We start from the raw sequence: 16,535 nt of genomic DNA, 5'->3' as shown, positions 1-16,535 counted from the left end.
TTTTAATATTATTTTTCTCTTTTTAAGCCTATATGGTCTTAAAATTCGCTTAATGCTGTGATATAATTTTTATGCAAAAGAATTATATAACATTTATCTAAAAAGTAAATAAACTTAAAAACATATTAGTATGCTTTTAGATAATACCATAAACAATTCAATGATACTAAAACTTTCATTTCACAAACGGAGGAAAAATAATGACAGAACTTAATGAAAAAAGATCCATAAAAAAAGGTAAGCTCATAGGTGCTATAATAATTATAGCTATAATTATTATAGGAGCAGTATCATACTATTTTGTTAAACATTCTACTGCCACTATTGACAATACGTCTACAGTAGGTGATTCTGCAACCATTGGATCCTATAATATTACTGTAAAGAAGATTAAAAACACTCAAACTTTGGGTAAAACTACCTTAAGTAAAACTAGCACAGATAATAATTTCTTTGTTGCATATATATCAGCAAAAAATACATCTAAAGAAAATATCCCATCCTTAGATTTAGAAAAAAATACATTTACATTATCTTCTAATGGGAAAACATATAATGTTGATGACCCTACTACAATGGAAATATCTGAAGCAAATTTAACTGATTACTTAGATGCATTTTCCAAAGGTGGTGTTCTTAAACCAAATGTAAATTATTCAATTCCTATTGTTTTTGAAACCGAAGGACCTATAAAATCAGGAGATCTATACATAAACATAGATAATAAACAAATTGATTATAAAATAGAAAGTTAATACAAATAAAAACCTAAAATTAATGAGTTTCTAGTGAATGGAAATCTTAATTTTAGGTTTTTTCTTAGTTTAAAAAAACATCCTGAACGATTTTGATTTATTTTGATTGTTTTTGAAAGTTTTTGGTTGATTTTTATATTTATTTATTTTATAATAGTATTGTAAACAATTACTTTTGAACTTTTACTTGATTCAAAGGTAAATTTTAAACATTATAAATATTTTGAATAGGAGATAATATTATGCTCACAGAAAAAAGACATGAAATAATCTTATCTTTGTTAAATAAAAAAAGTTTTGTTAGTTTAAAAGAAATATTAGAATCTACTAATAGTTCCGAATCTACTATTAGAAGAGATTTAAAGTCCTTAGAAATAGAAAATAAACTTAAAAGAGTTCATGGAGGTGCAAAATCACTTTCACGTAATTCTATTGAAGCATCTTATAATGAAAAATCTTCTTTAAATATAAATGAAAAGAAATCCATAGCACTTTTTGCTAGTAATTTAATTGAAGATGGAGATTGTATCTATTTAGATGGCGGAACAACAACTTATAGTCTTATAGAATTTTTAAGTACAAAAAAAGATATATTAGTTGTTACTAATGGAATACATCATATAAATGCTCTTCTTGATAATAATATAAAGTGTTTTATGGTTGGGGGTAATTTAAAGCAATCTACTAGAGTAGTTTTAGGGTCAGAAGCTATAAAGTTTTTAAATAAATTTAGATTTGATAAAGCTTTTTTAGGTACTAATGGTGTGCACCCTGAACTTGGATTCACTACTCCAGATATAGAAGAAGCTTCTATAAAAGAAACTGCTATAAAACTATCTAAAGAATCTTTCATTCTATGCGATAGTACCAAAATCGATACTATATCTTTTGTAAAATTTGCTGATATAAACCAATGCACTTTAGTAAGTACCTCAAATGAAAAAATAAATAAATTTAAGAATTTAACTGATGTAAAGGTGGTAGATTAGCTATGATATACACATTAACATTAAATCCATCTATAGATTATTTAGTAAATGTAGATGATTTTACACTTGGAAAAGTCAATAGAGGAATCTCAGACAATAAGTTTCCTGGAGGGAAAGGAATAAATGTCTCTCGAGTATTAAAAAATTTTCATAAAGATAGCATATGTCTTGGTTTTATTGGTGGATTTACTGGGGAATTTATAGATAACTTTTTAAAATCTACAGGGGTAAAAACAGATTTTATTAAAGTTTCTGGAGATAGTAGAATAAATGTAAAAATAAAATCTTCAAAAGAAACAGAATTAAATGGTTCTGGGCCTGAAGTAAGTAATGATGATTTAAATAAGCTTTTTGACAAATTAGATGATCTAAATTCAGAAGATATTTTAGTTTTAGCTGGAAGTATTCAAAATTCTCTTCCTAGTGATTTATATCTTAAAATACAAAAACAATTAAAGCTAAAAGGAGTTAAAGTTATAGTTGATACCTCAGGTAAACCTTTACTAGATGCAATAAAACTAAAACCATTTTTAATTAAACCAAATAATCATGAAATCGAAGAAATATTCAATGTAGAAATTTCTAATAGTGATGAATTAATATATTATGGTAAGAAATTAGTTCATATGGGTGCTGAAAATGTAATTATATCCTTAGGAGGTAATGGAGCTGTTTTAATTACAGAAAATAAAGTTTTTAAAGGTAATGCACCTAAAGGTATTGTTAAAAACTCAGTAGGTGCTGGTGATTCTTTAGTTGCTGGTTTCCTCTCAGAATATATAAAAGATAAAAACATAGTAAATGCCTTTAAAATGGGTATTGCAACAGGAAGTGCTAGTGCATTTTCAACAGATTTATGTACCAAAAATGATGCTATAAATCTTCTTTCTGAAATAACTATAAAAGAAATTTAAGGGGGGCTAAATAATGAAAATATCAAATTTATTATGTAAGGCAACAATAAACTTAGATTTAAAAGTTGAAAATAAAAATGATGTCATAGACCAACTAGTTGAGCTTTTAGACTTTGCGGGTAAATTAAATAATAAGGAAGAATATAAAAAAGAAATTTTAAGAAGAGAAAGTCTTAGCTCCACCGGTATTGGTGAAGGGATTGCTATTCCTCACGGTAAAACTTCTGCTGTTAAGGAACCTTCTCTAGCTCTTGGCATTGTAAAAAATGGTGTTGATTATGATTCTCTAGATGGAGAACCTGTGCATATAGTGTTTATGATAGCTGCTGGTGAAAGTGCCAATGCTGATCATTTAGAAACTCTATCTAAGCTTTCAGTACTTCTTATGAATCCTGAGTTTAAAAATGGCCTTTTGTCAGTTAAAACTCCATCAGAAGTTCTAGACTTAATTGATAAATTTGAAGATGATGAAGAGGAAGAAGAAACTACTCCTAATGATAACAGAAAATATATTTTAGCTGTTACAGCTTGCCCAACTGGTATTGCACATACCTATATGGCTGCCGACAGCTTAAAGAAAACTGCTAAAGAACTCAACTATGATATAAAAGTTGAAACCAATGGTTCAACAGGGGTAAAAAATAAACTTACAGATGAAGACATCAAAATGCTGATGGTATTATAGTAGCTGCTGATAAACAAGTTGAAATGGCTAGATTTGATGGCAAAAGAGTTGTTATTGTTCCAGTTGTACAAGCTATGAAAAGACCAAAGGAACTAATAGAAGAAAGTCTTTCTGGAAAAGCTCCAGTATATTCAAATAAAAATACTTCTTCTACTCCTTCCGGGAAAAGTGAAAGAACTGGTTTTTATAAGCACTTAATGAGTGGTGTTTCAAACATGCTTCCTTTTGTAGTAGGTGGTGGAATTTTAATAGCTATATCATTTATGTTTGGTATTCATTCTGCTGACCCATCTAGTTCACAATATAATCAATTTGCTGCTTTACTAAATACAATTGGTGGTAAAAATGCATTTGAATTAATGATACCTGTTCTTGCTGGATTTATTGGAATGAGTATTGCTGATAGACCTGGTTTTGCTCCTGCTATGGTAGGTGGTTTTATTGCTGCTAATAGTGGTGCTGGTTTCCTTGGTGGATTAATAGCTGGTTTCCTTGGTGGATATAGCGTTATTTTATTAAAAAAATTATTTGCAATCTTACCAGAAGCTTTAGATGGAATCAAACCAGTATTACTTTATCCTTTGTTCGGTATCTTAATAACTGGTGTTGTAATGTATTTAGTTGTAGTTGGACCTGTAGGTGCTTTAAATAATGGAATGGCTCACTGGCTTAATGCTTTAGGAACTGGAAATAAAGTTTTACTTGGTCTAGTTTTAGGAGCAATGATGTCTATAGATATGGGTGGTCCTTTAAATAAAGCTGCTTATGCCTTTGGAATAGCTCTTGTAAGTACTGGAAATTACTATCCTATGGCTGCTATAATGGCTGGTGGAATGGTTCCTCCATTAGGAACTGCCATAGCAACTACATTCTTTAAAAATAAATTTACAGCTGATGAAAGAAAAGCTGGTTTCACAAACTATATAATGGGTGCTTGCTTTATAACAGAAGGAGCTATTCCATTTGCTGCAGCTGACCCATTAAGAATAATCCCATCTTGCGCAATTGGTGCTGCCCTAACTGGAGCTCTTACAATGCTTGCAAATATTCAATTACCAGCACCTCATGGTGGACTTTTTGTAATACCTGTTGTAATGGGAAACCCTTTATTATATATCCTTGCAATAATTGCTGGATCTATAACTTCAGGAATATTAATTGGAATATTAAAAAAAGCCCCTCAAGAGGCTTAATAATAAGAGTACTTCAAAGTAGATTTTCTTCTTCTTTGAAGTACTTCTTTTTTATCTCATAACTAGAGGCTGTAATACTCCTCCCTTCTATAAGTCTAAGGTAAACAAACATATAACTCTAAATAAGAAGCACTAAAATTTAGTTTATACACATCTAATTTCTAGCATTTTTAAGCTTTTATATGTTTTATATTTATAAATCAATGAAGCCGTAATCCCTTTCAAAATACTGCTTATTGTAAAACTCATCCATATTCCATTTAATCCAAAGGGCTTTATTAATATCATTGCTATAGGAATCCTTAATATAGTAAAAACTATACTTATTATAGATGGAATACTTGGCCTTCCTATACCAGTAAATACGCCATTAGATACCATTTCTATCATACTGAATACTTGAGACACACCAAGTATTTTTAAATAATTACTCGCCATATTTACTGTTTCAGTATTTTTCACAAATATCTCTGCTAAAAAACTAGAGAATAGAATAAATAACATTGTTGTCATAAATGAATATATAACACCTATTTTCAATGCAGTTATATACCCTTCATTAACACGTTTATATTTTTTAGCTCCAAAATTTTGCCCTGTAAAGCTAGATATTGCACCATTTAATCCTCCAATAACCATGTAAGTTATTGACTCTATTTGCAATCCTATTTTTTGTGCTGCAATGGCATTATCTCCAAAAATAGCAATAATCTTTGCAATGGTTATATTCACTAAAGTAAATATTATTCTTTGAAGAGCCATAGGAAATCCTAATTTAATTATTTCAACCCCCTTTTTATATTTGATTCCATTTTCATAATTAAATTTAACTATATTCCAAGCTTTAATATTAAATAATAAAAATATTATAAAATTAGATATTAAGGTTGCTACAGAAGCCCCTAATACTCCAAATTTTAATGAGTATATTAAGATAGGGTCTAAGATTATATTTAACAAAATACCTATAGCACTTATTTTCAAAGAAGTTTTATTATCCCCAAAACTATTTAATATCCTTATATACAAAGTATTGAAAAATGAAAAAAATAACATAGGAGCACTTATAGCAAGATATATATAAGAATCCTTTATAACACTTTCATTCCCCAATCCAAGAAAACCTATGAAACTCTTTCCAAAAGCAAATAAAATTAGCATGTATATTATTCCAATTACTAAATTTAATATAAGTCCCATATTTATATATTCTTTTGTATTTGTCTCATTTCTTTCACCTATAGAATGTGCAACCTTTATTCCTGTTCCTATAACTACAATAGCATTAATTGAGTATCCTAAACCTATAAAAAAGCTAGATGATCCTACAACAGTTATTGCATTACTTCCAAGATTCCCTACCCATAGCATATCTATTAATCCATACGCAAATTGTAATAATGAACTTCCCATTATGGGTATTGATAATCTTGTTAGTACATTAAAAACATTTCCTTTTGTTAAATCTATTTCACTCATAATTCCCCCTTGCTTTTTAAACTAATAATATCATAAATATAGATATTTATCTATGTTTATTTTATTATTTTATTTTATTTAAAGAATTTAAGGTAGATTTCATAGAGTAATATCAATTTAACAAACTGATTCTTAATTCCTAAATTTTATTATTATTTTTGCTTGTATTTTTATTTGTACTTTTATTTGTTATTTTATTTACAAATCTGTTTGTATTTTTATTTGTCTTTTATTTACATAATTATGTTTATATTTCTTTAAATGTATTTAATTCTTTTTTCACCCTTATATTTGCCTTAAATCTATTCATTTTTTATTATGTTTAAAAATTCATTTTCATTTAAAATTTTAATATTTTGCCCTTGTTCTTTTAGATAAACTGCTCTTCTAAACTTGGTACTCATTTCACCAAACATTAAATCATCTAAATCCTTTGAATTAGTTATAAGACAAGTTGTTTTCTTTGTAACTGAACTTCCAGTAGTTCCACCAAGTCTTCTTATTACTGACATAGCTTCTCCCCTAGTCATCGTTGAAAGTCTTCCTGTAAATACAACAACTTCATCCTTAAAAATATCTCCATGTAACCCTTCACAAAGCATTTTTTTATTGTTAACAGCTACCTTTTTAGAACTTATTAAAGCTCGTCCTTTTACACTAGATGCTTTATATTTATTTCTATCTACAGTTCCAATTGATATGCCTAGACTTTCAGATATTTCATTAATATCTAAAACTCCTAATTCTTCTGATATATTAAGTAAAATGTTACTACATGCCTCTGCATCAGCTAAAGCATTGTGATGATTAAATTCAAAACCTAAAAAATCATTAACAGTATTAAGTCTTGCGTTTTCTAAACCTCTATAAAAATTTTTAGCAAGTTTCATTATACATATATAGTTAAATGAAGGTGCTTCTATTTCATATAATTCCAAAGTCCTTCTTAAAACAGATATATCAAATGATGCATTATGGGCTATAATTAAACTATTATTAAAATATTCTTTTATTTCTTCCCATACTTTATCAAACTCTAATGCATTTTCAACCATTCTTGGTCTTATTCCATGAATTCCTATGTTAATAGGCAAAAATCTCATTTCCTTTGGTTTTATTAAATGATATATTTTATCTATTACTCTTCCATCTCTAACTACTACCATTCCAATAGAACAAGGACTGCTCCTCTTCTCATTAGCTGTTTCAAAATCTATAGCAACAAAATTCATTAATTCATTCACTCCCACAACTTATATATTTTCTATCTAAATCAAATATATAATAACATAATTCCCTTCACTCTTAACACCTAATTACTATCTTCACAATTTTCTTACTTTGCCTACATCTTTTTCCCCATATCTTATCCATAATTCACTTATCACCTGCATTCTAAAATTCACCTAGAAATCTATTGAAGTTACTGATATACCACCTTAAACAAAGAAGTCTATATTAAGATAATATGTATTAAATTATCCCTTAAAATTATCCTTAACAATTCTTAAGTTTTATTGCATTAAATCAATTCATTTTTTTAATAAAATGAATGAAATTTGTCAATTATTCATTTCTATGTTACAATACTATTACAGCACACATTGTGCTAGTTATAATTTCAATATAATTTTCACTTTAAATTCTTTATAGGGATTTCCCTATTCATTGATAGATAATATTAAATTTATTATGTCTACCATCTTCTGAATACGTTTTCAATAAAAATGAATTTAAATATATTTTACTAATACTGGTTCAATGTGTGTTACATATTTAAAATTACAAGGAGGAATTTGATGGATAATTTTAAAGGTATTAGTAAAGGAGTATTTTCTGCTATCACATGGGCAATTACAACACTGATTTCAGGTATAGTACTCTCACTTTCACCTTTTTCAAATATGAAATATAGTCTTATATTTACACCCTTAGTGGCAGTATTTTTACACGATTTTATTGGATCTATATGGCTAATTTCATACTTTATTATAAAAGGAGAACTTTTTGATTTCTTTAAGGCATTTAAAAGTAAAAGTGCCAAATATGCTATTTTAGTTGGTTTATGTGGAGGACCAATAGGTATGGGTGGATACTACTTATCTATTAAGTATATAGGTTCTTCATATGCAGCAGCAATGTCCTGCGCTTATCCAATTATGGGTGCCATACTAGCAGCAATTTTCTTAAAAGAAAAATTAAATAAAAAATCTTGGTTAGGATTAATTCTTGGTATAACAGGCGTAACACTTTTAAGTGTTAATGGAAATAATGGACATATGAATATAATAGGAATACTATTCTCATTATTACCTATAATCGGTTGGGGTTCTGAAAGTGTTCTATGTTCAATAGCAATGAAGGATAATGAAATAACGCCTCTTCAAATGTTACAAATAAGGTTTATCACATCTGGAGTAACTTTTGGAATTTTTGTACTACCATTCATACATGGTTATAATCTAATTGGTAGCTTAATTACTACCAATCATTATACACTAATTTTATGCTTAACTGCGTCATTAATGGGTGTTATATCACTATCTTCTTATTATTCCTGTATTAAAGATATAGGTCCAGTAAAATCTATGATTTTAAATATGACTTATGTAGTATGGTCATTAGTATTTAGTATATTATTACTTCACTCTAACATAACAATAAATAAAGTAATATATACACTTGTAATATTAGCTGGCTCCATATTAGTTATATTAAATAATTCTAATAGCAAAGATATGGTTCCTACCGTAAAAATTGATAAATTTTATAATGTTCTTGCTATAAAAAATTATAAAAATAAATCAATTCATACTTATACTAAATTCTACAGACATGTATATAGAACTAAGAAAACTGCAATTTTCGTTAGAGCTAATACTTATGCAAGTAAAGATTATGTTAAATCTAATTAGTATAAAATGAATTGACTTATCTAAAATGCAAAATACAATATTCATTAAGACAGCTAGAACTGCAATTCTAGCTGTCTTTTATTGTATTACAAGAATATATCATATCACAAAATTCATTAAGTTAAAATATTCTTTTTACTAATATATTTATAAAAAGAATATAATAATTTTTCACTTTCTAAGTCCTAAATTATTTATTAGAGGAATCAAAACTTTTTATGATACCTGATATTTCATCAATTATGTCATTTATTTTATTGCTAGTTCCTTCATTATCTACAAAATTCACGTCATTATCTCCCTTTTCCAACTTGAGAACTAATGTATATTGAACTTTTGTACCATTATCTGAAGTAGTTTCATGACTAATATCATTTTCCTCAAGATATTGTATAAGCTTATTATCTCCAGTTATTATTTTTACATTTTCTACTCCTTCTACTAGCTCATTGTCATAAGTATCTAGTTTATAAATAAGTTCCTTTACATTCTCATCTTTTAATTCTTCAATTCCTACAGAATAATCATGTTTAGTTAAATTCTTTTCCATTTCTTTTACCATCCTTTGCTTTTATTCTTGTGTCACCTATATTATTTACCTAATATAGTTTTTTATTAATAAACTAACATTTCTTTTAGTGAATTTAACATTATGATGCTAGTTACTTTGCAAAAGAAAGTTTCCAAGAACTATAACAAAATATTAATGATAAAATTATAAATAGAACTAATTCCATAAGGCACAAAACTACTTATTAGAAATTGAGCTACTCCTATAACTAATAATAAAATAGATACTTGAATTATTTACTTAAAATCCATATAAGTTGTATTCTCTGGAACTCCCGTTACAGATACACTATCACCTTCATTTAATGAATTTATAGCTTCCATATCATCCTCAGAAAGATTAAAATCAAAAATATTGAAATTTTCTTTTATCCTTTCTTCATTTGATGACTTTGGTATAGGAACAACACCTCTTTGAATATGCCATCTTAAAACTATTTCTACTATAGTCTTTTTATACTTCTTTGCTAAATCATTTATTAATTCATTAGAAGATAGTTTTCCCCTCATTATAGGACTCCAAGCTACTAATTGAATATTATTTTCATTGCAATATTTAAGCATATTTTCCTTAGAACTCAAAGGATGTATTTCTATTTGATTTACCATAGGCATTATTTTAGCCTCTTTCTTTAATTCTTCTAAATGACCTATTTTAAAATTACATACTCCAATAGCTCTCACTTTACCAGCATTATAAAGGTCTTCAAAAGCTCTCCAAGTTTCTAAATTTAACTTATTTGGCCAATGAATAAGATATAAATCTATATACTCCACCTGTAAATTTTCTAATGACCTATTAAAAGCCTTAATAGTATTTTCATAACCATGATCACTATTCCAAAGTTTAGTCACCAAAAATATATCTTCTCTTTTCACTGAACTTTCTTTTATTCCTCTACCTACTCCAACCTCATTGCCATAAAAGGAAGCAGTATCAATTTGTCTATAGCCTACTTCTAATGCATATTTCACTATTTTAGCTGTTTCATCATCATTTCCTGACTTATATGTTCCAAAACCTATAGAAGGTATTTTTACGTCATTATTTAACACTTTAAATTTTTCATTCATAATCTCTACTCACACCTTTCCAATTCTATTATACTCTCTTTCTTCTATGTCTAGCTATTACTTAGGTGCAAATTTTACTAAATTTTATCCTAAAAATCATCTAAAATATAATATCTACATTTATCTTTAACTTATAAAATATTAGAATCTCACAGACACTAGTTAGTTGATAAAAAATAGATTCTATGTAATGGCTATGAACAAATAACCATTATATAGAATCCTTAAATTAACTTTTCTCAAAGAAAGAATTTATATATATTCATTACTTTAAAAAACAGAAATTACACTACCATCCTTATAGGTATCACTTATATATTTTTTAATTGTTTCTGATGTTAATGCTGCTTTTAAATCTTTAATCTTTTCACTATTCTCTGTTCCTTCTCTAACTGCTAATACATTTCCATATGGTTTTGAAGCTTCACTATCTTTATTCTCTATTAATAAAGCATCTTTAGATGGATTAAAAAGTTCTAAGGCATAGTTCCCATTAATTACAGCAACTTCAACTTCATCAACCACTGTTGGTAGTAAAGCTGCCTCTAATTCCTTAAATTTTAAATTCTTTTTATTTTCTTTAATATCCTTTGGAGTTACTGTATCACCAGCATCTAGTTTTATTAAACCATTTGCCTCTAATAACCTTAAAGCTCTTGCTTCATTTGATGGATCATTTGGAATTGCTATAGTAGCACCATCCTTAAGCTCTTTTATATCCTTAATTTTTTTTGAATATGCTCCAAGTGGTTCTAGATGTATAGCTCCTAAGGATTTTATTTTAGTTCCATTTTTTTCATTAAAGTTATTTAAATATGGAGTATGTTGAAAAAAGTTTGCATCTAAATCCCCACTATCTAAAGCTGTATTTGGTATAACATAATCAATAAATTCCTTAACAACAACCTTATATCCTTTTCCCTCAAGCTCTGGAATAGCTGCATCTACAATACCTTTATGAGGAACTGGTGAAACTCCTATGGTTATAGTTTTATCATTTTCCTTTGAACTCTGCACACTTTCATTTTTTGAACTTCCACATCCTATAATTGAAAATCCTAAAATCCCCATTAAAACTATTGATAAAATTGAATTTTTTCTCATAAATATACCCCCATTTTCTTATTTTTATACTTCTAACAATGTTCCACTAAAAAAATTAATTAACGTAACTTTTTATAAAAGTAATTTCCCAAACTTTGAAATACTTGTACTACTATTACCAGTATTAAAACAGTAACAACCATTACATCTGTTTGAAATCTATGAAATCCATATCTTATTGCTGCATCTCCAAGCCCCCCACCACCTACAGTTCCAGCCATAGCTGAATATCCTATTATAGTTATAATAGTTAAAGTTATTCCTGAAATTATTGATGGCACTGCTTCTTTTAACATTACTTTAAATATTATTTGTATATTTGATGCCCCAAAAGACTTAGCTGCTTCTATTACCCCTGGCTCAACTTCCTTTAAAGCCCCCTCTATAATTCTTGCCACAAAAGGAGATGCTCCAATTGTTAGGGGTACTATCACTGCTGTTGGTCCTATAAATGTTCCCATTATTAACTTAGTAAATGGTATTAAAAATACTATTAAAATTATAAACGGAAAACTTCTTAATATATTTATAACAGTATCTAATGTTTTATATATGACCTTATTTGGTCTAAAGCCCCCTTCTGCTGAGGTTACTATTAATGCTATTGCTAAGATAAAGCCTATTGCTAATGAAAATAAGGTTGAAAATACAACCATTTGAAAGGTTTCTATTAATGCTTGCCCCAAAATATCTACCATTATTCAATTACCTCCCACCTAATTTCTTTACTTTTCAAATATTTAATTATTTTATTTTCATCTTCCTTATTTATATTTATAACTAAACTTCCTAATACTCCACTTTTAAATTTTTCAAGCTTGCCCCATACTATTGAAAAATCAACATTTAATTCTCTAGCCATTTTAGTTATTAAGGCATTTTCTGAAGAGTCACTAGGAAAAAATATTCTTATATTTATACCGTCTTTAGGAAGCAATTCTTCATTATTTCCTAAAAATCTCTTAAGCTCTCTCCCTTGACTTAAAAATAACTCTTCTACTTCTCCTTCAGCTACTATAACTCCGTTTTCTATGAGTGCCACCTTTTCACAGATTTCCTTCACTACTTCCATTTGATGAGTAACAACAACAATTGTTATATTTAGTTCTTTATTTATTTTTAATAAAAGTTCTAATATATCCTTTGTTATTTTTGGATCTAAAGCTGAAGTTGCTTCATCTGATAATAATATTTTGGGCTCTAAAGATAAAGCTCTTGCAATAGCTACTCTTTGCTTCTGACCTCCACTAAGCTCTCTAGGTTTTGCATTTTCTCTTCCTTCAAGACCTACAAGTTTTATAAGCTCTTTAACTTTCTTGTTAATAGCTTCCTTTGAGTAACCCCAAACCTCCATAGGAAGTGCTATATTTTGAAAAACAGTTTTTCTATTCAAAAGATTAAAGCCTTGAAAAATCATTCCCAAACTTTTTCTAAATGTTCTAAGTTCTTTTTCATTAAGTTCACTAATTTCTCTTCTCATAACTCTTAGAGAACCTTTGTCATAACTTTCAAGACCATTTATACACCTGAGTAAAGTTGACTTTCCTGCCCCGCTTTGACCTATAAGACCATATATTTCTCCCTCCTTTATATTCAAATTAATCCCTTTGATGACCTCTCCATCACCAAAGCTTTTTGTTAAGTCCTTAATTTCAATCAAATTATTCCCCCCAATAGAGTACTTATAACCATAGCACTGAAAGATTTTAAATTAAATATTAAATATTAAAGATGTTTCTAAAAGAAAAAACGCATTAGAGAATAAACTCTAATGCGTAAAGATATACTACCCATTAATTTATTCTCCTATCTCTCCGTAAAATACGGCTGGAATTAGCACCACTTCTTAGATTAGATACCTAACCTTAAGTTTGGTTGCTGGGTTTCATAGGGCCAGTCCCTCCACCTCTCTTGATAAGAAACATTCTTTGTCTATTTAACTGTTAAATATAGTATATATTGTATTTTAAATACAGTCAATATTTTTTGTAATTTTTCCCTCTTTTATTTGAATTTTTTAATATTTTATTTATTTTAATAATAAATACTTATTTAATAATTAATTTCACCTTTGTTTTTAATAATTTTAAGCGAATTAATCTTATTTTATTTTTTTTTAATTTCTTTATATTTTTTTATATATTTATTTAATTTTTTAGTGTTTTTTATGAATATTTTCATAAATATATATATTTTTCTTTAAATTAATTTAATCTAATATAGATTTACACAAATAAAAATTCTTGTATAATACAGATACACTTGTTTTTTATTATAACATGTCTTTTGCTATTATATTCTCATAAGAAATATATAATTATTATGAATATCCATAATTGTATATAAAAAAATTTTTAATTTAATTGAGGTTATTTATCGAAAATACCTTTTATTAAATTATAATAGAACTTATTTTAATCTATAATATATTAATATTAAGTAAAATATAACTATTAATGGCTAACACATAAGTATATATAAACAATGAGTGTCTAAAAATTAACAAAGGAGAAAAGAAAATGGAGAAAAAAACAAATAGAATTCTTATTCTTATAGGAACTATGTTGGCTCAATTAGGTTTAGGTACTTTATATACTTGGAGTTTATTTAATGCACCTTTATCTCACCTACATGGTTGGAGTTTAGAACAAGTTGTTCTTAGCTTTTCTATAACAAGTTTTTGCTTAGCTATAGGTACTTTATTTGCAGGTAAGCTTCAAGAAACTTTCGGTATAAGAATTGTCGTTGCTGCTTGTGCTATCATATTAGGACTTGGACTTGCTTTTGCACCAAAATTCGACAACTTAATTGAATTATATATTTCAGCAGGTGTAATAGTTGGACTAGTTAATGGGATAGCTTATATACTTACATTATCAAATTGCTTAAAATGGTTCCCTGACCATAAAGGAGTTATATCTAGTGTATCTATTGGATGTTATGGTTTAGGAAGTTTAATATTCAAATATATTAATGCTGATCTTATTAAAAATACTGGAATTGTACATGCTTTTATGTACTGGGGATTAATGGCCTTTATTCTTGTATTTATAGGGGCTTTATTCTTAAAAGATGCACCTAAAACTGTTTCTTCTTCAGTGAGTTCAGTTGTGAAAGAATTTAATTGGCCTGAGTTATTTAAAGAGCCATCAGCTTATCTATTATTTATAGCTTTCTTCTCATCATGTTTAAGTGGTTTATACTTAATAGGTACTGCAAAAAATATAGGTATTTTATTTGCTCACCTTTCACCAGCAATGGCAGGAAGTGCAGTTGCTCTTGTAGCTATATTTAATACTTTAGGACGATTAATACTTGGTAGCCTTTCAGATAGATTACCAAGAACTAAAGTTTCAGCTTTCGCATTTTTATTAATGTTTATAGGAATAATAATTCTTTTATTTGTACCTTTATCTATGACAACATTCACAGTATCTATAGCTTTAATCGCATTTGCATTTGGAGGAAATTTAACAATCTTCCCTGCTATAGTAAGTGAATATTTTGGACTTACTAATCATAGTAAAAACTATGGTGTAATATATCAAGGATTTGGTATAGGTGGTCTTCTTGGTGGAGTTGTAGCTAATGTTATGGGCGGATTTAAACCAACATTCTGGTTAATGCTTTTAGTTGCTATATTATCAATATTAATAATGGTATTTATAAAACCACCTAAAGTTAATAGAGTTAAAGCTTAAATAATAAGAGGATGTATCTGTAATTTGATACATTCTCTTTGCCTTTTATCTAGCTATATAGGTTCATCATTTGTGACCACTCACTTACGTAAAGAAGCTCTAATATTTTTTCTACAATAGTTTCTAAAATTTCCAAACTCACTTTGTTCAAACAATGGAAATTTTTTTACGAAACTATTGTTCAAAAATAAAGAGCTTCTAGTACTAGTTCAATGGTCACAGCATTTTGTACCTATATAGCTATCTCGTCCGATAATAAAAGTAATGTAAATAAAGGTGCTGTATCAAATCAGCACCTTTATTTTATTTAGGTATTCCTGTAACAGTAGGATTACTTGGATCCTTACTCCATGTTATAAAACCATCACTATATACAGAAATATTTTTATAACCAAATACCTTGGCATAGAAATAAACTTCTGAAGCACGCCAACCACTTCCACACATAAATGCAAGATTATTTGTCATTTTTATATTACTTTGCTTCCATAAAGCTTTAATTGAAGCCTTGCTCTTCATCGTTCCATCCACATTTCTATAATAATCTAAACTTTGTGACCCAGAATATCCTGCATACCCATAAACAGCTCCTGGAATTCTCGCTCTTTTCTTATGATAACTATAGCCAGAAACTTTTCCTATATGCTCAAGCCAAGTCCTGTTATCAACTAAAGTAAAGTTCTTTCTTTTTAACAATCTTTTTAGTTTATTAGTAGATACAATCATTCCTTTTGGGTTGAATATGCCTATATTAATATTATTATTATGCATTACATTTGTCTTTTCTGTAGAAAGTGGAAAATCTAAAGCGCTATAATAAGAAAGTCCCCCATTTAAAACTCGTACATCTTTTACTCCTATGTAAAGAAGTATTGCAGCCACCCTAAAGGAAGCCATTTGATTCCAAGCTGTTACTATTATCTTGTCTGTACTACTTATATTATATTTTTTACAGACTTCTATAAGTGTTTCTTTACTTCCCATTGTCCAATTCTGCGGTCTATTATTTTTTCATATTTATTTATATTTTTTTAAATACTTAAAGCAAGTAATAATCACACTTTAAAATAGATTTTCAACTTTGTGTATATCTTATTTTTTTCTAAATGTTGTGTTACGTTGTGTTATAATTGTGTCATTTTATATACTAAATGTT

The 16,535-nt window shown here is 27.9% G+C and carries 13 protein-coding genes, 1 pseudogene and 1 riboswitch; of the genes and pseudogenes, 6 read left to right on the top strand and 8 right to left on the bottom strand.

Going from position 1 to position 16,535, the window contains the following annotated elements:
* The first annotated feature begins 200 nt into the window (after positions 1-200).
* The 4 genes and pseudogenes from ARA19_RS04015 (at position 201) to ARA19_RS04000 (ending at position 4,536) form a co-directional block, all read left to right on the top strand.
* The gene (locus ARA19_RS04015) at positions 201-755 is read left to right on the top strand and encodes a DUF4352 domain-containing protein (protein WP_055069679.1); all 555 of its coding nucleotides are present in this window, start codon (positions 201-203) and stop codon (positions 753-755) included.
* Positions 756-997: 242 nt separating this feature from the next.
* On the top strand, positions 998-1,744 hold the full coding sequence (locus ARA19_RS04010; RefSeq protein WP_055069678.1) for a DeoR/GlpR family DNA-binding transcription regulator: 747 nt from the start codon (positions 998-1,000) through the stop codon (positions 1,742-1,744).
* A 2-nt stretch (positions 1,745-1,746) separates the two neighbouring features.
* The gene (gene pfkB / locus ARA19_RS04005) at positions 1,747-2,658 is read left to right on the top strand and encodes a 1-phosphofructokinase (RefSeq protein WP_055069677.1); all 912 of its coding nucleotides are present in this window, start codon (positions 1,747-1,749) and stop codon (positions 2,656-2,658) included.
* A 13-nt stretch (positions 2,659-2,671) separates the two neighbouring features.
* Positions 2,672-4,536, top strand: a pseudogene (locus ARA19_RS04000) (PTS fructose transporter subunit IIABC).
* A gap of 144 nt (positions 4,537-4,680) precedes the next feature.
* Here ARA19_RS04000 and ARA19_RS03995 read toward each other — a convergent pair.
* Positions 4,681-6,015, bottom strand: a complete 1,335-nt coding sequence (locus ARA19_RS03995) for an MATE family efflux transporter (RefSeq protein ID WP_055069676.1) — start codon at positions 6,013-6,015, stop codon at positions 4,681-4,683.
* A 302-nt stretch (positions 6,016-6,317) separates the two neighbouring features.
* Positions 6,318-7,247 (bottom strand): exonuclease domain-containing protein, encoded by a 930-nt coding sequence (locus tag ARA19_RS03990; protein WP_055069675.1) that lies wholly within the window; start codon positions 7,245-7,247, stop codon positions 6,318-6,320.
* A 567-nt stretch (positions 7,248-7,814) separates the two neighbouring features.
* On the opposite strand from ARA19_RS03990, the gene ARA19_RS03985 reads away from it, so the two are divergent.
* Positions 7,815-8,930, top strand: coding sequence for a DMT family transporter (locus ARA19_RS03985; RefSeq protein ID WP_055069674.1), 1,116 nt, complete (start codon positions 7,815-7,817; stop codon positions 8,928-8,930).
* Positions 8,931-9,120: 190 nt separating this feature from the next.
* Here ARA19_RS03985 and ARA19_RS03980 read toward each other — a convergent pair whose 3' ends face one another.
* The 5 genes from ARA19_RS03980 to ARA19_RS03960 all read right to left on the bottom strand — a co-directional run bounded on the left by ARA19_RS03980 (position 9,121) and on the right by ARA19_RS03960 (position 13,338).
* Positions 9,121-9,480: a hypothetical protein gene (locus tag ARA19_RS03980; protein WP_055069673.1), complete on the bottom strand. Its 360-nt coding sequence runs from the start codon at positions 9,478-9,480 to the stop codon at positions 9,121-9,123.
* Between the two features lie 257 nt (positions 9,481-9,737).
* Positions 9,738-10,574 (bottom strand): aldo/keto reductase, encoded by an 837-nt coding sequence (locus ARA19_RS03975; protein ID WP_055069672.1) that lies wholly within the window; start codon positions 10,572-10,574, stop codon positions 9,738-9,740.
* 270 nt (positions 10,575-10,844) lie between these two features.
* A complete protein-coding gene (locus ARA19_RS03970; protein WP_055069671.1) occupies positions 10,845-11,678 on the bottom strand; it encodes a MetQ/NlpA family ABC transporter substrate-binding protein in 834 nt (277 codons plus the stop codon).
* Positions 11,679-11,737: 59 nt separating this feature from the next.
* The gene (locus tag ARA19_RS03965) at positions 11,738-12,376 is read right to left on the bottom strand and encodes a methionine ABC transporter permease (RefSeq protein WP_055069670.1); all 639 of its coding nucleotides are present in this window, start codon (positions 12,374-12,376) and stop codon (positions 11,738-11,740) included.
* A complete protein-coding gene (locus ARA19_RS03960) occupies positions 12,376-13,338 on the bottom strand; it encodes a methionine ABC transporter ATP-binding protein (protein ID WP_055069669.1) in 963 nt (320 codons plus the stop codon). The genes ARA19_RS03965 and ARA19_RS03960 overlap by 1 nt, the downstream gene beginning before the upstream one ends.
* A gap of 143 nt (positions 13,339-13,481) precedes the next feature.
* A riboswitch (SAM riboswitch) is annotated at positions 13,482-13,599 on the bottom strand.
* Positions 13,600-14,197: 598 nt separating this feature from the next.
* Between ARA19_RS03960 and ARA19_RS03955 the strand changes: the two genes are divergently transcribed.
* Positions 14,198-15,379 carry an L-lactate MFS transporter gene (locus ARA19_RS03955; protein ID WP_055069668.1) on the top strand — a complete coding sequence of 394 codons (1,182 nt, stop codon included), beginning with the start codon at positions 14,198-14,200 and terminating at the stop codon, positions 15,377-15,379.
* 303 nt (positions 15,380-15,682) lie between these two features.
* On the opposite strand, the gene ARA19_RS03950 is transcribed toward ARA19_RS03955, so the two are convergent.
* Complete coding sequence (locus tag ARA19_RS03950) at positions 15,683-16,363, bottom strand: sulfurtransferase (protein ID WP_055069667.1); 681 nt, start codon at positions 16,361-16,363, stop codon at positions 15,683-15,685.
* Positions 16,364-16,535 lie beyond the last annotated feature (172 nt).

Origin of the sequence: Clostridium massiliamazoniense (genome assembly GCF_001403635.1) — a bacterium.
GTDB classification, from domain to species: Bacteria; Bacillota; Clostridia; order Clostridiales; family Clostridiaceae; genus Sarcina; species Sarcina massiliamazoniense.
Note: the sequence above shows the minus strand (reverse complement) of the source record. Positions and strands in the feature narration are given on the sequence as shown.